Annotated in this window: 17 protein-coding genes; 11 read left to right on the top strand and 6 right to left on the bottom strand. The window is 72.1% G+C overall.

Annotated features, from left to right (window positions below):
* Positions 1 to 91: 91 nt before the first annotated feature.
* The 3 genes from LRS14_RS22440 (at position 92) to LRS14_RS22430 (ending at position 3,345) form a co-directional block, all read left to right on the top strand.
* Complete coding sequence (locus LRS14_RS22440) at positions 92 to 913, top strand: alpha/beta fold hydrolase (RefSeq protein WP_257801187.1); 822 nt, start codon at positions 92 to 94, stop codon at positions 911 to 913.
* Positions 910 to 3,015, top strand: coding sequence for an EAL domain-containing protein (locus tag LRS14_RS22435; RefSeq protein ID WP_257801186.1), 2,106 nt, complete (start codon positions 910 to 912; stop codon positions 3,013 to 3,015). Before LRS14_RS22440 ends, LRS14_RS22435 begins: the two co-directional genes overlap by 4 nt.
* Positions 3,016 to 3,123: 108 nt before the next feature.
* The gene (locus LRS14_RS22430; protein ID WP_046112554.1) at positions 3,124 to 3,345 is read left to right on the top strand and encodes a DUF3606 domain-containing protein; all 222 of its coding nucleotides are present in this window, start codon (positions 3,124 to 3,126) and stop codon (positions 3,343 to 3,345) included.
* Between the two features lie 167 nt (positions 3,346 to 3,512).
* On the opposite strand, the gene LRS14_RS22425 is transcribed toward LRS14_RS22430, so the two are convergent.
* Entirely contained in the window at positions 3,513 to 4,355 is an 843-nt protein-coding gene (locus tag LRS14_RS22425) for a S9 family peptidase (protein WP_257801185.1), read from the bottom strand.
* 62 nt (positions 4,356 to 4,417) lie between these two features.
* On the opposite strand from LRS14_RS22425, the gene LRS14_RS22420 reads away from it, so the two are divergent.
* Both LRS14_RS22420 and xth read left to right on the top strand, forming a co-directional pair.
* Positions 4,418 to 5,587 (top strand): DUF1615 domain-containing protein, encoded by a 1,170-nt coding sequence (locus LRS14_RS22420; protein ID WP_257801184.1) that lies wholly within the window; start codon positions 4,418 to 4,420, stop codon positions 5,585 to 5,587.
* A 6-nt stretch (positions 5,588 to 5,593) separates the two neighbouring features.
* Positions 5,594 to 6,376, top strand: a complete 783-nt coding sequence (xth, locus tag LRS14_RS22415; protein WP_257801183.1) for an exodeoxyribonuclease III — start codon at positions 5,594 to 5,596, stop codon at positions 6,374 to 6,376.
* A 27-nt stretch (positions 6,377 to 6,403) separates the two neighbouring features.
* Here the strand turns inward: xth and LRS14_RS22410 are convergent, their stop codons facing one another.
* Both LRS14_RS22410 and LRS14_RS22405 read right to left on the bottom strand, forming a co-directional pair.
* Complete coding sequence (locus LRS14_RS22410) at positions 6,404 to 6,670, bottom strand: SWIB/MDM2 domain-containing protein (RefSeq protein ID WP_046112550.1); 267 nt, start codon at positions 6,668 to 6,670, stop codon at positions 6,404 to 6,406.
* 78 nt (positions 6,671 to 6,748) lie between these two features.
* On the bottom strand, positions 6,749 to 7,744 hold the full coding sequence (locus LRS14_RS22405; protein ID WP_257801182.1) for an SUEL-type lectin domain-containing protein: 996 nt from the start codon (positions 7,742 to 7,744) through the stop codon (positions 6,749 to 6,751).
* A 142-nt stretch (positions 7,745 to 7,886) separates the two neighbouring features.
* Here LRS14_RS22405 and LRS14_RS22400 point away from each other — a divergent pair, with 142 nt between their 5' ends.
* The 3 genes from LRS14_RS22400 to LRS14_RS22390 all read left to right on the top strand — a co-directional run bounded on the left by LRS14_RS22400 (position 7,887) and on the right by LRS14_RS22390 (position 10,947).
* Positions 7,887 to 9,173: a response regulator gene (locus LRS14_RS22400; RefSeq protein WP_257801181.1), complete on the top strand. Its 1,287-nt coding sequence runs from the start codon at positions 7,887 to 7,889 to the stop codon at positions 9,171 to 9,173.
* Between the two features lie 15 nt (positions 9,174 to 9,188).
* Positions 9,189 to 9,722, top strand: a complete 534-nt coding sequence (locus LRS14_RS22395; protein WP_257801180.1) for a DUF3016 domain-containing protein — start codon at positions 9,189 to 9,191, stop codon at positions 9,720 to 9,722.
* Between the two features lie 130 nt (positions 9,723 to 9,852).
* Complete coding sequence (locus tag LRS14_RS22390) at positions 9,853 to 10,947, top strand: diguanylate cyclase domain-containing protein (protein ID WP_257801179.1); 1,095 nt, start codon at positions 9,853 to 9,855, stop codon at positions 10,945 to 10,947.
* 19 nt (positions 10,948 to 10,966) lie between these two features.
* On the opposite strand, the gene LRS14_RS22385 is transcribed toward LRS14_RS22390, so the two are convergent.
* Positions 10,967 to 12,907 (bottom strand): DUF885 family protein, encoded by a 1,941-nt coding sequence (locus LRS14_RS22385; RefSeq protein ID WP_257801178.1) that lies wholly within the window; start codon positions 12,905 to 12,907, stop codon positions 10,967 to 10,969.
* A gap of 150 nt (positions 12,908 to 13,057) precedes the next feature.
* Here LRS14_RS22385 and LRS14_RS22380 point away from each other — a divergent pair, with 150 nt between their 5' ends.
* Positions 13,058 to 14,056 (top strand): BMP family protein, encoded by a 999-nt coding sequence (locus LRS14_RS22380; RefSeq protein WP_257801176.1) that lies wholly within the window; start codon positions 13,058 to 13,060, stop codon positions 14,054 to 14,056.
* Positions 14,057 to 14,077: 21 nt separating this feature from the next.
* Here the strand turns inward: LRS14_RS22380 and LRS14_RS22375 are convergent, their stop codons facing one another.
* Both LRS14_RS22375 and LRS14_RS22370 read right to left on the bottom strand, forming a co-directional pair.
* Complete coding sequence (locus tag LRS14_RS22375) at positions 14,078 to 14,527, bottom strand: NUDIX domain-containing protein (protein WP_257801175.1); 450 nt, start codon at positions 14,525 to 14,527, stop codon at positions 14,078 to 14,080.
* 8 nt (positions 14,528 to 14,535) lie between these two features.
* Entirely contained in the window at positions 14,536 to 14,880 is a 345-nt protein-coding gene (locus LRS14_RS22370; protein WP_046112544.1) for a hypothetical protein, read from the bottom strand.
* 54 nt (positions 14,881 to 14,934) lie between these two features.
* On the opposite strand from LRS14_RS22370, the gene LRS14_RS22365 reads away from it, so the two are divergent.
* Both LRS14_RS22365 and LRS14_RS22360 read left to right on the top strand, forming a co-directional pair.
* Positions 14,935 to 18,447: a hypothetical protein gene (locus tag LRS14_RS22365; protein ID WP_257801173.1), complete on the top strand. Its 3,513-nt coding sequence runs from the start codon at positions 14,935 to 14,937 to the stop codon at positions 18,445 to 18,447.
* The gene (locus tag LRS14_RS22360) at positions 18,447 to 19,193 is read left to right on the top strand and encodes a hypothetical protein (protein WP_257801172.1); all 747 of its coding nucleotides are present in this window, start codon (positions 18,447 to 18,449) and stop codon (positions 19,191 to 19,193) included. Before LRS14_RS22365 ends, LRS14_RS22360 begins: the two co-directional genes overlap by 1 nt.
* The last annotated feature ends 23 nt before the right edge of the window (positions 19,194 to 19,216 follow it).

Raw genomic sequence — 19,216 nt, 5'->3', positions numbered from 1 at the left:
GCAGGGGCTGCAAGCCCCCGGCCGCGCTCGATGCCACAGGGGCTCCCCGGCACCCTCAATACGCTGCGCCGCGGGCCGATAGCAGCGGGCAATGAACGTCCTCGATCGCCACAACGTCCGCCGGCTGAATGCCGGACATCCCCGTGCCATCGTCTTTGCCCATGGCTACGGCTGCGACCAGCAGGTGTGGCGCCAGGTGGCCCCGGCCTTCGAGGCCGACCACGAGGTGCTGCTGTTCGATTACGCCGGCTCCGGCGGCGCTGATCCGGCGGCCTATGACACGCAGCGCCACGGCACGCTGCTGGGCCATGCGCAGGACCTGATCGGGGTGTGCGAAGCCGCCGGCCTGCACCGGCCGGTGCTGGTGGCACATTCGGTCAGCACCATGATCGGCGTGCTGGCGGCGCGGCTGCGGCCGGAGCTGTTCAGCGCGCTGGCGCTGGTGGCGCCCAATCCCTGCTACCTGAATCACCCGGGCTACCAGGGCGGCTTCGAGGCCGACGACATCGACGAGCTGCTGGACACGCTGGACAGCAACTACTTCTCCTGGGCCCGCATGATGGCGCCGGTGATCATGGGCAACGCGGACCGCCCCGAGCTGGGCCAGGCGCTGGCCAACAGCTTCTGCGCCGGCAATCCGGCGGTGGCGCGCCACTTCGCGCGGGTCACCTTGCTGGCCGACCACCGCGCCGACCTGGCCCATGTGCAGCCGCCCTGCCTGGTGCTGCAGTGCGCCGACGATGCGCTGGCCCCGCTGGCGGTGGGCGACTACCTGCTTGAGCAGCTGCCGCGCGGCGAGCTGCTGCGGCTGCGTGCCACCGGCCATTGCCCGCACCTGAGCGCGCCCGAGGAAACCACCGCCGCGCTGCGGGGCTTCGTCGACCGCCTGCCCGCCACCACGGCGGCGCGGTGAGCGCGCCCGCGGCCGAAGCGCTGCTGCCGCTGCTGCCCGACAGCGCGCAGTGCGGCCACCTCTACACCGCCGACAACGGCCTCATCCTGCGTGCCAATGCGCTGGTGGCGCAGTGGTGCGGCCGGCCGCTGGCCGAGATCGAGGGCCGGCTGCGGCTGCAGGACGTGCTCTCGCCGGGCAGCCGCATCTTCCACGAGACGCACTACACGCCGCTGCTGCAGCTGCAGGGCTTCGCGCATGAGATCTCGTTCGACTTCCGCGCGCCGGACGGCCGTGGCATGCCGGTGCTGGCCCATGCCCGCGTGCAGCCTGCCAAGCCCGGGCAGGAGTCCGTCACCAGCATCACGCTGTTCAGTGCCGAGGCCACGCGCCGGCACGAGCGCGCGCTGCGTGCGGCGCGCCGGCAGGCCGAGGACAGCACCGCCCAGCTGGCCCTGCGCCACGCACAGCTGCAGGCCCAGACCGAGCGGCTGCGGGTGACGCTGCAGTCGCTCAGCGACGCGGTCATCACCACCGACGCCCAGGGCCGCATCGACAGCATGAACCCGCCTGCGCATGCGCTGCTGGGCGTGGCCGCGGGCAGCCTGTGCGGCTGCCCCTTCGCCGAAGCGGTGGCGCTGCTGTCCACCGACGACCGGCTGCCGCTGCCTTCGCCGGTGCTGGCCTGCCTGCAGCAGCGCAGCACATTGGCGGCCGGCGGCTCGGTGCTGCTGCTGCGGGCCGATGGCAGCCTGCGCCGGGTGCAGCACAGTGCCTCGCCCATCCTGGATGCCGGCGGCGGGCTGCTGGGCATGGTGTGGGTGGCGCATGACGTCACCGAGCAGCACCGCCAGGCCGAGCGGGTGGAACGCGAGCTGCGGCAGGATGCGCTCACCGGCCTGATGAACCGACGCGAGTTCGAGCGACTGCTGGCCCCGGGCGGGCGGCCGCCGGCGCAGGCGCCGGGTGACCTGCTGTGCCACCTGGACCTGGACCAGTTCAAGGTGATCAACGACACCGTGGGCCATGCGGCGGGCGATGCGCTGCTGGCCGAGATCGGCCGCCTGCTGCAGGCCGGCACCCGCCACAGCGACGTGGTGGCCCGGCTGGGCGCGGACGAGTTCGGCCTCATCCTCGCCCGGTGCGGTCCGCAGGACGGCATCCAGCGCTGCGAGGCGCTGCGCGAGCGCATTGCGGCACACCGCTTCGTGTGGCTGGGGCTGGAGCACCGGCTCACCGCGAGCATCGGCATCGCGCCGCTGCTGCGCAGCGACGGCAATGCGCTGCGGGCGCTCAGCGATGCCGACGTGGCCTGCCACGCGGCCAAGGAGGCGGGCCGCAACCGCGTGCATTTCGCGGCCGAGGCCGATGCCCAGGTGGAGGGCCGCCGCGGCGAGATGCACTGGGTGGCGGTACTGCGCCGCGCACTGGCCGAGGACCGCTTCGAGCTGCATGGCCAGCCCATCGTGGGCACCGGCGCGGCGCTGCCCGGCACCTCGCATTGCGAGGTGCTGCTGCGCCTGCGCGGCGACGACGGCCGCCTCGTGCCGCCGGCGCTGTTCATCCCCGCGGCCGAGCGCTACCAGCTGATGGGCGAGCTGGACCGCTGGGTGTTTCGCCATGCGCTGGCCTGGATGCAGGCCACGCCGGCGGCGCATTGCGCAATCAACGTGTCCGGACAGTCGCTGGGCGATGCCACCTTCCTCACCGACGTGCTGGCGCTGTTCGAGGCCCATGACGTGGATCCGCGGCGCGTGTGCTTCGAGATCACCGAGACCGCGGCCATCGGCAACCTGGAGGCGGCCCACCGCTTCATCGCCGCCTGGCGCAAGCGGGGCGCGCGCTTCGCGCTGGACGACTTCGGCGTGGGGCTGTCGTCCTTCTCGTACCTGCGGCAGCTGGCGGTCGACGTGGTGAAGATCGACGGCTCCTTCGTCAAGGACATGCACACCGATGCGCAGAACCGCGCCATCGTCGAATCCATCCACCGCGTGGCGATGGTGTGCGGCCTGCAGACGGTGGCCGAATGGGTGGAGAACGCCGACATCCTCAGCGCGCTGCAGGAGATCGGCGTGCACTATGCGCAGGGCTGGCACACCGGCCGGCCGGCGCTGCTCGACTGAACAGGCCGGCGCGCGCGGGCGCATTCCTACGTGGCCTGCCGGAGCCGTCTGGCGGCCCGCGGCGGGTGTGCGGGCGACCATGCGGTTCAAGCTGAACAGGAGACCCGCATGACCAACGACAACACCAACCACGGCCAGGAACCCGCCCGCATCCGCATGGACGACGAGGCCGACGTAGCCCAGTGGGCCAAGAAGCTCGACAGCACCGAGGAACAGCTGAAGGAAGCCGTCGCCGCCGTCGGCGACAAGGCCGCCGATGTGGAGATGCACCTGAAGGGTACGCGCAGCACCACCAATGCGGAGCGGATCGAGGCGGCTGGGCAGGGCTGACTTGGTTTGCGTGTTTGCGCACGGCGCCTGCGCAAATGTCGGAGCGGTGGCGCTGCGCATGAAGGTGCCCTGGCACGGCGCCCGCCGGGCACCGCCCCCCGCGTGGCGGCCGAACAAGAACAGCATCTACGGCAGCGGCACGAACCTGTCTAGACAAGCCGATGCCATCAGCCATCCACCGACAAACACCGCTCAAAGAATCGCTGCGCCAGCGCGATGGCCGGCGTCGTGCCATGGCCGTGCGGCACGCCCGGCATCACCTCCAGCTCTGCAGTGATGCCGGCGTCGGCGTACGACTGCTGCAGCTTGCGCAACCGGTCGCCGCGGTGCGACTGCCGGCGTTCCTCTTCGCTGCGCCAGTAGCGGCTGGGCGGGGCGGGGCCGATTTCGTCGGTGCGGGTGTCTTCGCTGCCCACCACCAGCTGCACCGGTACGCGGCGCAGCGCTGCCAGGTCCAGCGGCCGTCCGAAGCGTTCGCCGATGTCGCGCACGCCGGCCCACCAGTCGGCCTGGTCGTCCAGCAGCGTCACCTGCCCCGGCGCACCGATGGCCACGGCGCGCAGCCGCTGCGGATGCAGCAGGAAGTAGCGCTGCGCAAAGTGGCCGCCGCCGGAATAGCCTTGCAGCAGGAAGCGGCTGCCGTCGCAGCCGGTGTCCGCGGCCACCGCCTGCACCATGCCGTCGAGCAGCAGGTCGTAGCGCAGCGGGCCTTCCACCAGGTACTTGTAGCCATCGGCTTCGCCGTCGCCCAGCACGTTGATCGGGAACAGCGGCGCCAGCACCACCAACCGGTGCCGCTGCGCGAAGTCGCTGAACAGGTCCCGGCATTCGATGAAGTTGCGCAGGCTGTGGTGCACCGTCACCAGCAGGCCCGGCGGCGGCTGTTGCGGGTCGGGTGGCGGCACGTACAGGCTGTAGGTGAAGCGCGGGTCGCCGGTGTACGAGAAGACGCCGGCCCGGCCTTGGAGGCACTGGCGCCAGCGCGCGGGGTCCTTGGGATGCGTGGTCATGCGCTGGGCAGGGCAATCGGCCCGCCCGCTGCCGGCGGCGGGGCTTGGCACAGAATGGTCCGATGCAGTTGACCTTGCCATGTCGTTCATCCCGTCGCCGCGGCTCGGCCCGGCTGGCGGCGCCGATGGGCGCGCTGGCTTGCCTGGCCCTGCTGGCCGGCTGCGCAACGCCGCCTGCGGAGCAGCGCGAAGCTGGCCTGCCGCCCACGCAGGCGCGGCAGCTGGTGGTGCAGCTGCTTCCGGCGCAGCTGGCCGGCGCGCAGGGCTGGGCCACCGACGTGGTGGCCGCACTGGCCGCGCTGGAGCTGCCCGCCACGCCGTCGAACCTGTGCGCGGCCCTGGCCGTGACAGAGCAGGAATCCAGCTACCGCGCCGATCCACCGGTGGCCGGCCTGTCGGGCATCGCCTGGCGGGAGATCGAGCGCCAGGCCGAGCGCGCCGGCGTGCCGATGCTGCTGGTGCGCGCCGCGCTGCAGGTGGATTCGCCCAACGGCAAGAGCTACGCCGAGCGCATCGACAACGCCCGCACCGAGCGTGAGCTGAGCGAGATCTTCGAGGACCTCATCGGCATGGTGCCGCTCGGCAGGCGCTTCCTGGCCGGGCGCAACCCGGTGCGCACCGGCGGCCCGATGCAGGTGAGCATCGCCTTTGCCGAAGCCCATGCCCAGCAGCGGACCTATCCCTATCCCATGGCCGGCAGCGTCCGGCACGAGGTGTTCAGCCGCCGCGGCGGCCTCTACTTCGGCATCGCCCATCTGCTGGACTACCCGGCCAGTTATCCGCAGCCGCTGTACCGCTTCGCGGACTTCAATGCCGGCCGCCATGCCAGCCGCAATGCCGCCTTCCAGAACGCGGTGAGCAAGGCCTCGGGCATTCCGCTGGCGCTGGATGGCGACCTGGTGCGCCATGGTGCCGATGCCGACGAGCGACCCGGCAGCACCGAGCTGGCCACGCGGGTGCTGGCCGGCCGGCTGGACATGAACCATGCCGCCATCCGCCGTGACCTGGAGCGTGGCGATGCGCCCGACTTCGAGCGCAGCCGGCTGTGGGAGCGGGTGTTCGCCCTGGCCGAGAAGCTGGAAGGCCAGCCGCTGCCGCGCGCGGTGCTGCCGCGCATCGACCTGCAGAGCCCCAAGATCACCCGCAAGCTCACCACCGAATGGTTTGCCCGCCGCGTGGATGAGCGCTACCGCCGCTGCCTGCAGCGCGCCAACGCCGCATCACCTGACTAGACAACCATGAAGATCGCCACCTACAACGTCAACGGCATCCACAGCCGGCTGCCGCGGCTGCTGGAATGGCTGGAGGAATCGAAGCCCGACGTGGCCTGCCTGCAGGAGATCAAGACCTCCGACGCCACCTTCCCCGAAGCGGCCATACGCGACGCCGGCTACGGCGTGCTGTGGCATGGGCAGAAGGGCTTCAACGGCGTGGCGCTGCTGGCGCGTGGCAGCGAGCCGGTGGAGATCCGCCGCGGCCTGCCGGGCGACGAGGCCGACACCCACAGCCGCTACCTGGAAGCGCAGGTGCAGGGCGTGGTGGTGGCTTCGCTGTACCTGCCCAACGGCAATCCGCAGCCCGGCCCCAAGTTCGACTACAAGCTGGCCTGGATGGCCCGCCTGAACGCGCATGCTGCCACGCTGCGCGACGACGGCATGCCGGTGGTGCTGGCCGGCGACTACAACGTGGTGCCTACCGATGCGGTGGCCGACATCTATTCCACGCGCTCGTGGAAGAAGGATGCGCTGCTGCAGCCCGAGAGCCGGGCCGCCTTCCAGGCGATGCAGTCGGCAGGCTGGACGGATGCGCTGAGGCACCTGCATCCGGACGCGCCGCTCTACACCTTCTGGGACTACCTGCGCCAGCGCTGGCAGCGGGATGCGGGTCTGCGCATCGACCACCTGATGCTCAATGCACCGGCCCTGGCCCGGCTGCGTGCGGCCGGCGTGGACAAGGCGGTGCGCGGCCGCGAGAAGGCCAGCGACCATGCACCGGCCTGGATCGAACTGGCGGACGGCTAGGCGACGCGCAGCGGCCGCATGGCGGCTTCAGGTGGTGCTGAGGTGCTTGCCCACCAGGCCGGTCATCTCGAACATCGTGACCTCGTCCTTGCCCATCACGGCCTTCAGCGCGCCATCGCACAGGATGTTGCGCTTGTTGGCCGGGTTCTGCAGGTTGTTGGCCTTGATGTAGTCCCACACCCGCTTGGTGACCTCGGTGCGGGCCAGCGGTTCGTCGCCGACGATCTTGGCGAGTTCGGGGCTGGGCTTCAGGGGCTTCATGAAAGCGCCAGTCTTCTTTGCGGCGGTGGCCATCGTCTCTTTCTGTGCAGTGAACGGCTGCAGAGAATACCCCGGCTCGGCAGGCGCCTGTTTTGCAAGCTGTACGCGGCTTCAGCGGATGCGCAGGATCTGCCGCTCCGAGGCCGTCACCGTGCGCACACGGCCTTCGGTGTCGCGGTAGGTCACGCGCAGCATCTTCGGCGTCTCTGGCGCGGGGTCGTAGCCGAAGACGTCGTTGCTCACCGGCAGCTCCAGGAAGCGGCCGTTGACCATGGACTGCAGCCGCTGCGTCACGTCGGCCTGGCGGCTGCCGGCGCCGTAGCTGGCGCTGAGGATCTGCAGCTCCCCGGCCTGGTGGCCGCCGCCGCTGCCGCCGCCCCAGCCACCGTTCCAGCCGCCGTTGCCCCAGCCGCCGCCGCTCCAGCCGGAGAACATCGCACCGTCCACCACGCTGCCCTCGCGGTACTCGAAGGTGCGGGTGCCGCCGCGTTCGGAGCGCGCATGGATGCGCAGCGTCTTCACCTGGCCCGGGTCGGGATCGGTGCCGAACGTCTTGTTGCCCATCTTGAAGCTGCGGTCCTGGCGTGCCAGTTCGCGCAGCCGGTCGGTCACGTCGATGTTGCGTCGCGCGGTGCCATAGCGGGCCTGCAGGATCTCGTACTCGCCTTCGGCCTGCTGGCCGCCGGAGCCGCCGCCGCTCCAGCCGCCGTTCCAGCCGCCCTGGCCCCAGCCGCCGCCCGACCAGCCGGCGAAGCGGCCGCCGTCCACCTGGCTGCCTTCGCGGTATTCGAAGGTGCGGGTGCGGCCATCGCTGCCGCGGGCGTGGATGCGCAGCGTCTTCACGCGGCCGGGGTCGGGGTCGATGCCGAAGGTCTTGTTGGTGAGCTTGAAGCCGCGGTCCTCGCGTGCCAGTTCGCGCAGGCGGTCCGTCACGTCCACATGGCGTTCGGCGGTGCCGTAGCGTGCCTGCAGGATGCGCCAGCCATCGCCTTCGTCATGGCGCTGGGCCTGCGCCGGCAGGCAGGCCAGCAGCGCCAGCAGCATGGCCAGCAGTGGCAGCGGCCACCGGGCCGCCCACTGGCCGCGGTGAAGCATGGTGGTGTGCATGTGCTCTCTCCTGCAGTGGCGGTCCGGTGCATCCTAGCGCCGCCACGGCCCCCCTGTTGACATGGCGCATGCCGCGGCGGGCAAGCGCTTTGCCGGCAGGACCGCATGGCGGCAGGTGGCGGCCGGCGGGCGGGCGGCATGCATGTGGATTGACGCGGCACAGGGCATCGACATCGACTGGGGCGAGGTCTTCACGCTGGCTGCGCGGCCGGTCGTGGCCGATTGCATCCGCCGCGGCTGGCAGGTGCATTTCGATTGCGACTGCCCGCCCACGCAGCTGCAGGTGAAGGTGCCGGTGCTGCAGGCCACCCTGTACCGCGTGATGCATGGCTTCGCACAGGCGGTGCGGCCGGGTGGCTTCATCGTGGCGGTGTCCTCGGCCGAGGCGCTGCCGCAGGACCCGGGGCTGCTGCAGCTGGACCTGCGGCTGGCCAGCTCGGATGCGCTGCCACCTCCCCAATGGCCGGCCGGCACCGCGGCGCTGGACGCCTTCGTGCACCGGCGCCAGCGGCCCTGGGGCCTGCCCGGGCTGCGCAGCGACAGCACGCGGCTGCTCAACGGCGCGGAGGGCCGGGCCCACCATGTGATGTTCCATGCGCGGCTGGTGGTGCCGGGCCGGCTGCAGCCGGCCGATGCCGATGCCCGCGGCGCCATGGCCTGGCTGGTGGCCGCGCCGCCGCATCCAGGCGCGCCGCTGGCGGCCCGGCTGCAGCGCCTGGGATGGCAGACCCGCCGCTTCGAGTCCTGCACGGCGGCCCTGCAGGCCTTGGGCGATGGCCAGCCCATGCCCGCGCGCGTGGTGGTGCTGGAGTCGCAGGCCGACACCGCCGACGAGGCGCTGCGGTTGTGGCAGGCGCTGCCCGCGGGCACCCAGCGCATGTTCGGCGTGCTGTCGGGCTCCGCCACCATCGTGCGCCAGCAGCACCGGCCCGAGCTGCACCTGCATGTGGTGCCGGTCTCGGCCAACGAGCTGCTGCTGGCCACACGGGCGTTGCATGGCGACGGTCCGCCGGGCGATCCGCCCACGCTGCTGCCGCAGCTGGCCGTGCCGCAGGTGCTGGTGGTGGACGACGACGAGACCAACCGCATCGTGGCCGGCGCGCTGCTGGCGCATGCCGGCTTCGATGCGGTGCTGGTGCCCGGCGGGCTGGAGGCCATCGCGGCCTGCGAACGCCAGCCGCCGCAGGCGGTGCTGATGGACATCGACATGCATCCGATGGACGGCTTCGAGACGACGCGGCAGCTGCAGGCGCTGCAGCGCGTGGGCCGGCTGGCGCCGTTCCCCATCCTGGCGGCCACCGCCGGCCAGTACGATGACGATCGCGTGGCCGCGGCCGGCATGGCCGGCCTGATCACCAAGCCGCTCAGCCTGCCGGTGCTGCAGCAGGAGCTGGTGCGGGTGCTCAAGGGCTCGCTGGCGCGCCGTTAGCGCAAGGAGGTTTCCATGATCCAGACCCTGCACCGCACCGTCGCCTTCGTGGCGACGGCCATCGTCCTCGCTGCCACCGGAGCTGCGCGGGCGGCGCCGCCCGAGGCACCGCAGCTGTCGCTGCGACTGGTGGCGCCCGAGCGCTTTTCCGATGCCGGCCACGGCCGCCGCCAGCCCGGCGCCGACGAGCTGGAAGCACTGCGCCAGGCGCTGGAGCAGGCGCTGCAGCCCCTGGTGCAGCGCAGCCTGCAGCCCGGCGACCAGCTGACGCTGGAACTGCTGGACGTGGACCTGGCCGGCGAGCTGCAGCCCACGCGCACCGGGCGCGAGCTGCGGGTGCTGCGCGGTGCCACCTGGCCGCGCCTGCAGCTGCGCTACAGCCTCCTGCGCGGCGGCAGCGTGCAGGCCCAGGGCGAGCAGCAGCTGTCCGACCTGGCCTACCTGGACCGCCGCCTGGCCGCCGCCGATGCCAGCCGCTATGCCTTCGAGGCGGCGCTGCTGCGCGACTGGTACCAGCGCACGCTGCAGGACGCACGCCCGCCGCTGTAACAGGCTGTGGTCCGCAGTGGCTTGTGCGCCGGCTTGCGGCCGGCCGCCCGGGTGCACTAGTCTTGCCGGCTTTGCGCACAGCCGGAGGTCTTGGCGGGTGGAAGGGGGCACGTCGTTGGAGCAGCCGCTCGTGGCATCGGTGCTGGCGTCCCTGGACCGGATCGGCGTGGCCGCCTGCCTGCGTGACGACCATGGCACGGTGATGCTGCACAACACGGCCTGGCAGCAGCGCCTGGGCCCCGCCGCCGGTGCGCTGCCGGCGCCCGACACCGAGTTGCCCTGGCCGGGCATGGGCCGGCTGCAGCTGTGGCAGCCGCCCCCGCCCGAGGCGCTGCGCGAGCAGTCCGCCCTGCTGGAAGCCGCGCTGGAGCGCATGCAGCAGGGCGTGATCATGGTCAGCGCCAAGCGCATCGTGGAGGTGTGCAACCGCCGTGCGATCGAGCTGCTGGACCTGCCGCCGGCGCTGATGGCTGCGCGGCCGCCTTTCGAGGAGGTGCTGGCCTACCAGTGGTCGGTGCAGGAGTTCTCGGCCAGCCCGCCCGAGCTGCAGGACTTCGTGCGGCAGGGCGGCATCCTGGACCAGCTGCACAGCTACGACCGGCTGCGACCCGACGGCCGCGTGATCGAGGTGCGCAGCGTGCCCATCGATGGCGGCGGCGTGCTGCGCACCTACACCGACATCACCGAGCGCAAGCGGCAGGAAGCCCTGCTGCGCCATGTGGCCAGCCACGATGCGCTGACCGCGCTGGCCAACCGCGCGGTGCTGATGGAGCGGCTGGCGCAGGCGCTGCAGGCCTGCGCCGACGGCCAGGACGGCCTGGCGGTGATGTACCTGGATCTCGATGGCTTCAAGGCCATCAACGATTCGCTGGGCCATGCGGTGGGCGACCGCATGCTGGCCGCGGTGGCGGCCCGCTTGCGCGACGCCGCCGGCGAAGCCACCCTGGTGGCCCGCATGGGCGGCGACGAGTTCGCGGTGCTGCTGCAGGGCGTGCGCGAGGCGGCCCCGGCCGTGGCCCTAGCGCAGCGGCTGGTGGCCGCGGTGAGCGAGCCGGTGGCCCTGGATGCGCATTGCCTGCAGGTGGGCGTGTCGGTGGGCATCGCCCTGCACGACGGGCAGCCCGGCACGCCGGACCAGCTGTTGCAGCGTGCCGACCGCGCGATGTACCAGGCCAAGGCGGCCGGCCGCGGCTCGGTCCGGGTGGACCTGCCGCCCGCGGTGTGAAGCGCGGCCGCCGCGGCCGTCAGCGGCCCTGCTGCGCCGCGATCCAGGCGTCGATCTTGGCCGTCAGCACCAGCATCGGCAGCGCGCCGGTGCCCAGCACCTGGCGATGGAAGGCCTTCAGGTCGAAGCGCGGTCCCAATGCCTGCTGCGCCCGCTCGCGCAGCTGCGCGATGGTGAGCGCACCCACCTTGTAGGCCAGCGCCTGGCCGGGATTGACGATGTAGCGTTCCACTTCGGCAGTGGCATCGATGCGGGACATGGCCGAGTGGGCCAGCATGTAGTCGATGGCCTGCTCGCGGCTCCAGCCGAAGGCATGCAGGCCGGTGTCCACCACCAGCCGCAGCGCGCGCAGCATCTCGGCGTCGTAGTGGCCGAAGCGCTGGTACGGATCGGTGAACAGGCCCAGCGCCGGGCCCAGGCTCTCCGCATACAGCGCCCAGCCCTCGGCATAGGCGGTGTTGCCTTCGTAGCGCAGCAGCTTGGGCAGCCGCTCGTCCTCCGCCGCCAGCGAGCCCTGGAAGTGGTGGCCGGGGTTGGCCTCGTGCAGGTACAGGGTCTCCATCTCCCAGGTGCGGCGGCTGGGCAGCTCATGGGTGTTGAAGAAGAACACGCCCGGCGTGCCGGTGCTCAGCGATCCTGGCACATAGTGCCCGCCGGCGGCGGTGGCGGCCTGCCAGTCGGGCGTGGGCCGCAGGGCCAGCGGCGTCCGCGGCATCGCATCGAAGAGCCGCGGCAGCGCCGCATCCACCCGCCGGCCGATCCCGGCATAGCCTTGCGCCAGCGCCTCGGCCGATGCCGGCGCGAAGCGGGCATCGGTGCGCAGCCACTCCAGGAACTGCGCCAGCGTGCCGCCGTAGCCCACTTCCTGCATCACCGCCTGCATGCGGCCGCGGATGCGCTCCACCTCCGACAGCCCCAGCTGGTGCACCGTGCGGGCGTCCAGGCCGGTGGTGGTGCGGGAACGGATGAGCTGCGCGTAGTAGTCGGCGCCGCCCGGCAGGGCCCACAGGCCCACGCTGTCGCGGGCGCTGGCCAGGTAGCTGCCCGCCAGGAAGGCCTGCGTGCGCTGCAGCGCGGGCCGCAGCCTGTCCTCGATGGCCTCGGTGTACTGGCGGGTCAGGCGCTCCCGGTCGGCCGCGGAGAAGGCGGCCGGCAGGCTGCGGATGGGGCCGTAGAAGGGCGAGTCGATGGCGCCCTGGCCGGCCAGCAGCTCGAACTGCGTCACCACCCGTTGCGCCACCAGGCGCGGCAGCACGATGCCGTTGCGCTGGCCTTCGCGCATGCGGTCGGCGGCCATGTCCAGCCAGGCGACGAAGCCGTCCAGCCGTGCCAGGCCGTTCTCGTAGTCTTCCACCGTGCGGTAGGGTGCCACGCCCTGGCCGGAAGACAGCTCGGCAAAGGCGAGATGCCAGCCATTGAAGTGGTCCAGCATCAGCAGTGGCCAGAAGCCCGCCGCCGGCATGGAGTGGGCGGCCAGCGCATCCTGCCGCGCCCATTCGAAGGTGTCGTGGATGGCGCGGTCGTCGGCCGTCAGCCGCTCGCGCGGCACGGTGGCCAGCAGGGCCAGGTCGGTCTGCGCGGCCTCGCGCTCGATGGCCACCTCGGTGGCCGATCCGAACAGGCCGTGCTGCGCCGCGCGTCGGGTGTCGCCGCGGTACAGCGCCAGCACCGGCGCGCGGGCCAGGGCCGCCTCGTCGCTGGCGTCCATCAGCAGCCGCAGTCGCCGCCCGGCCTCGGCCGCCTGGGCTGCCGCCTCGGCCGGCGAGGGCGGGGCGGCGGGCTGCAGGCTGGCCGCATCCACGGTGGCGGGCGGCGGGGGCGCGGTGATGTCGGCCGCGGGCCGGGGCGCGCTGGCACAGCCGGCCAGCCACAGCGCCGCGGCGCTGCACAGGCCGGCCTGCAGCCGGCGGTGGCGCGCCGGCCGGGGCGGAGGAAGGGGCAGGGGGCGGTTCGCGGTCATCGGGGCTCCTGGTGCGGCCCGCGTTATACAAGCTGCGCCCCGGCGCGGCGCCGGTGTCGCCAACAACCCGAAACAGCTGCGCCACCCTCGGCGGGCGGCATCACCGGGCCACAATGGCAGGGTCATCCCGTACTGTTCGTTGGAGTTTGCATGTCGCTATCCCGTCGCCAGGCCCTTGCCGCTGCAGCCGCCGCCGGCCTGTTCCTGGCGCTTGCCCACCGCCCGTCGGCCGCGCAGGCCAAGGTGAAGGTGGCGGCCGTGTACACCGTGCCCGTGGGCCAGCTGTGGGTGGGCCGCATCGACAAGGCCCTGAAGGCCGCCGCCGCCCGGGGCGAGATCGACTACGTGTTCAGCGAGAACGTGGCCGCGGCCGACTACGAGCGGGTGCTGTCGGGTTATGCCGAGCAGGGCCATGCGCTGATCGTGGGCGATGCCTTCGCGGTGGAGGAGCTGGCGCGCAAGGTGGCGCGCAAGCATCCCAAGACGGCTTTCCTGATGGGCAGCAGCGCACGGCCGCAGAAGCCCAACTTCGCGGTGTTCGACAACTACATCGTCGAGCCCGCCTTCCTCACCGGCATGATCGCCGCCGGCATGAGCAAGAGCGGCCGCATCGGCCTGGTGGCGGGCCATCCGATCGCCGAGGCCAACCGGCTGATGAATGCCTTCATGGCCGGGGCGCGCGACGTCGATCCGAAGGTGCGCTTCCACGTCACCTTCATCGACAGCTGGTTCGACCCGCCCAAGGCCAAGCAGGCCGCCTTCCAGATGATCGACCAGGGCGTGGACGTGCTGTATGCCGAGCGCTTCGGCGTGGCCGACGCCGCCAAGGAGCGCAAGGTGCTGGCCATCGGCAACGTGATCAACACGCAGGACAAGTACCCCGAGACGGTGGTGGCCTCCGCGCTGTGGAACATGGAGCCCGCCATCGACGCCGCGCTGGCCGCGGTGAAGGCCGGCAAGTTCAAGGCCGAGGACTACGCCCGCTATTCGATGATGAAGGTGGGTGGCGGCGAGCTGGCGCCGCTGGGCACCTTCGAGGACAAGGTGCCCGAGGCGCTGAAGGCCAAGGTGGCCGCGCGCGAGAAGGCGATGCGCGAGGGCAAGTTCAGGGTGCGCATCAACAACGCCGAGCCGCGCGGCAGCCGCTGAGCGGCGGGCCGCCTCAGGTTCTCAGGCCTGGTCGGGTGCTGGCGGGCACACGCCCAGCGCGGCGAGCAGCCGCACCATGGCCGGCGCGCACAGCACCGGCAGCTCGGTGGGCGCGGCCCAGCGCCAGGCGTCCACCTCGGGCGTCATCGCCCCGGTGCGGTGGTGCGGGAAGAAGCTGGTGCAGGCGCAGCCGGACAGGTCGCACTGGCTGGCCGGCAGCTGCATGCGGAACAGGTGCAGGCTCTTCTGCGGCCGGTAGGCCAGCAGGCCGATCTCGGTGAGCGAGGCGGGCGCCAGCACCAGGCCGGTTTCCTCCAGCACCTCGCGCACGGCGGCCTGGCGCGGTGTCTCGCCGGGTTCGGCGCCGCCCTTGGGCAGGTCCCACCAGCGGCTGCCGGTGGCATGGGCCAGCAGCACCTGGCCCTGCTCGTCGGACACGATCACGCCATAGGAAGTGGTGCGGGCCGCCATGCCGGTGCTCAGGGTTCCCACAGCCGGTAGCGGGTGGCGAAGGGATGCAGCACCTGCTCGTCCCAGGTGGTGGCCAGCAGCACGCCGGCCGCGTCGCAGGCGGTCCAGATGTTGTGGGTGAAGTAGGGATCGTCGGCCAGGTGCGGCGCGAAGGCATCGCGCAGCAGCCGGGCCAGCGGGCTGGGCGGGTCCAGCCAGTCGTCCCAGGGCTCGCCGGGGGCGTCGGTGTTGAAGTGCGCGCCATGGTGGCCCTGCATCGCCAGGTCCAGCACGTCCAGGGCCGGCACGCGCGGATGCGTGGCCCGCAGCGCGGTGGCGGTGGCGATCAGCTGGAGCACGACGGCATCGGCCATGGAGGCAGTCTAGCGTCTGCCCGGCGGCGCCCGCGCCCGCCCACAATGCGGCGCATGAAGCAAGCACCGGTTTTCTCGGCCCTGCGCCGTGCGCTGCTGTCGGCCTTTGCCGGCAGCGCGGTGGGCACACCCGCGCTGGCCGCGGCGGCACCGGCGGCCGCGGCCGTCATCCCCGTCAGCACGCTGGCGCTGCGCAGCCCGGTCGCACGGCGCGCGGCGCCGTTCATGGCGGGCTTCAGCTTCAAGCCGGGCGATCTGCCGGCTGGCGACCACATCGTGGTCGACGGTGCACGGGCCCAGGCCACGGTGAAGAACCGGCATGACGACGGCTCGGTGGACTTCGCCGTCATCGCCGGCCAGGCCGACCTGCAGGCCGGCATGCCCACGGTGCTGCGCATCGGCCGCGGCCGCGGCGCGGCGCCCGCCAGCGCAGCACCGCTGACACCGGCCGACCTGCAGCGCACCGGGCTGCAGCTGAGCATCGAGGCCGAGGGCCTCGGCACGGCGCTGTGGTCGGGCGATGCCTGGTTGCGGCCGCTGGAGACCTGGATCAGCGGGCCGCGCATGTCCTCGTGGATCTATGCCCAGCCGGCCGGCAGCGATGCCCATCTGCAGATGCGGCTGGAGGTGTGCCTGCATGCCGGCGGCGAGGTGGAGGTGTTTCCCTATGTGGAGAACGGCTGGCTGATGGTGGCCGGGCCCGCGCACAAGGCGGCGCGCTTCATCGTGAAGATGGATGGCCGCACCTGCTTCGACCGCCGCCTGGGCATCGGCCATCACACCCGCACGCCGCTGATCGACGGCAGCATGCTGGGCTACTGGAACACCGACGAACCGCGGGTGGCGCCCAAGCAGTCGCGCGCCTACCTGGTGGCCAGCGGCAAGACGGTGCGGCCCGACCCCGGCGTGGACTACCCGCGCTGGACCGGTGCGGCCAACACGGCCTTCCAGCCCTTCCAGCTGGGCCTGTTCCGCAACGGCATGTACGGCGGCGGGCATTACGACGGCATCGGCCCGCAGCCCGGCTGGGAGGTGGCCTACCTGGTGTCCGACGATCCGCTGGCCTATGAATCCATGCTGCGCCAGGCGTGGTCCTGGGGCCGCTACGCCATCCACTACCGCGACGAGAAGACCGGCCGGCCGGTGGCCTTCAGCCAGCATCCCACCACGCAGATCGCCGGGCAGGCCCAGGGCTCGCACCACATCGGCGGGTTGGACACCTTCCACACGCTGACCTACACGCCGGTGCCCAGCGGCGCGATGCCGGCCGGCGACGACTACTACGCCATCAGCCATTCGCCCGCACCGCCCTATGGCGCCTACCGCGCCAGCGGCCGCCACTACCTGATGGAGCAGTGCCAGTTCCAGGCGACGGCCAACTTCCTGTCGGTGGGCATGTCGCGCAACCGCACCGACGGCCTGTGCCTGTACAGCCACCACCAGCTGCGCGGCATCGCCTGGTACCTGCGCACGCTGTTCATGGCCGCGGTGGTGACGCCCGACGGCCATCCGCTGCAGCGCGAGTTCCGGCGCGCGGTCAAGGCCAACGTGGACTTCTACTGGCAGCGCGTGGTGGCCCAGCCCAACAACCCCTTCGGCACCATCCCGCAGTTCGGCGCGGGTGTGGCGCTGCAGACCTGGCAGCACGACTTCCTGGTGGGCGCCTGGGGCCTGGGCCTGGCCGCACGTGCAGCGGGCGATGCCGCCACCCACCAGCGCATGGCCCAGGTGTTCGCCTACCTGGCCAAGGGCACCATCGGCCGGCTGGGCGGCACCGGCCCGCAGGAGTTCCTGTACGTGCACCAGAGCGGCCAGCAGGCCGACCCCAACGGGCCGGGCGGCTCGGCGCCGGTGATGTCGCCTTCGCCGGCCGACGTGGACCCGCTGAAGGTGGACTTCGAGCGCGGAACCGGCCCCTGGTGCCGGCACTGGGGCGAGGTGTTCCGCAATGCGGTGGGCTTCGACAACCCCGGCGTGGCCGGTCCGCTGGCTTTCGGTGACTACCCCGACCCCACCGGCCTGTGGGGCCAGCTGCACATGGCGCTGGACGAATGCGACCGCCACGGCGCCGATGGCACCGCGGCCGCCCTGGGCCGCCTGCGTGCGGCATCCAACTTCGGCGAACTCGGCGCGGCCATCCGCACGCAGCGGGTGCTGGTGTGCTGCCGCAGCACCCAGGCCACCGCCACGCCGGCCCGCGCGGTGGCGGCTGCTGCCGCGGTGCCGGCCAGCACCTGGGAGCGCTTCCGCTCGCCGCCCGGAGAGGTGCACATCATCAACCTCAACGGCCTGGAGGACGTGGACCCCGAGCGCCGGCAGGCCAGCGGCCGCTGGTTCAACAGCTACTTCAACCAGAACATGATCGACAGCATGACGCAGTCGTGGAGCTTCGGCGCCGCCGCTAAGGACCACCCCGACGGCTTCGTGCAGCTGTGGCATGGCGGCGGCCATGGCGCCGCGGTGGCGGTGACCGCGCTGCAGTGGAAGGCCCGCACGCGGCGCTACGGCTTCATCGGCTGGCCGGGCAACGTGCCCGAGGACAGCGACTGGACGGGCTTTCGCACGCTGAAGGCCAATGCCGACCGAGACCACGATCCGGCGCGCGACCGCCGCGACCCGGTGTGGTTTGACTACGACCACCAGGGCTCGCGCATCTTCCTGGCCTCGCACACCTACAAGATGGTGGCCTACTGCCCACCGTCGCCCAGCGTGGGGCCTGAAGGCGCGCTGATCATCGGCGCGCTGCAATGGGGCAACGACACCAACAGCCCCACCGGCGGCAACCCGCTGCCGGTGCTGCGCCACCACATGAATTTGGCCACGGGCGTGGTGCAGCGCGGCACCCGCAGCCCGCCGGTGGCCATGGGCGCGATGGAGAACAACGCGTTCTGCCGCGACACCCGCCGCAACCGGCTGTGGCACTTCAAGCATGGCCAGCTGGAATGCTGGTACGAGGACCTGGACGAGCCGGTGCCGCGGCTGCTCAAGCCACACCGGATGCGCCGGGAGGAGGGCGCGGCCGCGCTGCCCGCGGTGCGCTACATCGGCCTGCGCTACATCGAGGCGCTGGACATCATCCTGGCGCAGGGCGGCCATGCCGATGCGGCCACGCCCATGGGCTTCTACATGCTGGACATGGCCAGCGGCTTCCCGGTGCTGATGGCGCAGGCCCCGCCGCCGCGGCGCATGCCGCATGGCGGCTACATGGCCGGCTTCGACTACGTGCCGCCGCTGAACGCGGTGTACTTCTACGAAGGCCGGCAGACGACGACGATGGAGGTGCTGCAGCTCAGCACGCGCAACGTGCGCAGCACCGGCTGGCAGTGGCGCACCGAGCGCTGGACCGGTGCCACGCCGCCCGGCCTGAAGCGCCCGCCGCGCATGGGCGATGCCGAGTTCAACGACGTGCTCTACAGCCCCGCCGAGCGCTTCAACTACGACGCCGACAGCGGCATGCTCATCTATGCGCACGGCAGCACCGGCCCGATGCGCTGCGTGGACGGCGTGATGCGACAGGGCGGCGTGGCCGGCTTCGGCCTGCCGGGCAACGTGGTGGCGCAGGCCTGATGCGCTGCCGCCTGTGCCAGCGCCCGCTGGAAGCGCCCGACCGCCTGCGCGGCCTGACCGTGTGCCGCCATGCGGCCTGCCGCGGCCGCACCGAGGCCGGCCGCATCGAGGCCCAGCGCCAGGCCTTCACCCAGGCCGCGATGGACCAGGTGCGGGCGCTGCAGCCGCCGCGCCCGGTGCGCGAGCCGGTATGGCTGCTGCCTTTCGACACCACGCTGGCCGACACGACCGAGGCGCAGCGCCAGGACTTCGCGCAGGCGCTGGCCGACATCGCCCGCCAGCCCGCGCCGCAGCCCGAGCTGCCGGCCATGGAGGCCGACGAAGCCGACGCAGGTTCCGGCCCGATCGCCGCGATGGGCGGCCAGCTGTGCGGCCATTGCGGTGGCCGCTGCTGCACCGCCGGCCGCGACGACCATGCCTTCCTGCACGAAGGTGCGTTGGCGGACTGGCTGGCCGAGCATCCCGGTGCGCGGCCCGAGGATGCCGTGGCCTTCTACGTGGCGGCGCTGCCGGCTGCGCATGTGCAGGGTTCCTGCCTGTACCACACGCAGCAGGGTTGCGCCCTGCCGCGCGAGCGGCGCTCGGACACCTGCAACCGCTTTCGTTGCAGCCCCTTCAGGACCATGGCGGAAGCGGCGCGCCAGCAGCCGCCACAAGGCGTGGCGGTGCTGCGGGCCCGGGGCGGGCAGATGGAATCGGTGGCGTTGATCACGCCGGGCCGCGGCCTGGAACGGCTGCCGCCCTGAACACAAGCGGCCCCGCATCCCGC

Origin of the sequence: Aquincola sp. J276 (assembly GCF_024700035.1) — a bacterium.
Classification (GTDB): Bacteria; Pseudomonadota; Gammaproteobacteria; order Burkholderiales; family Burkholderiaceae_C; genus Aquincola; species Aquincola tertiaricarbonis.
Note: the sequence above shows the minus strand (reverse complement) of the source record. Positions and strands in the feature narration are given on the sequence as shown.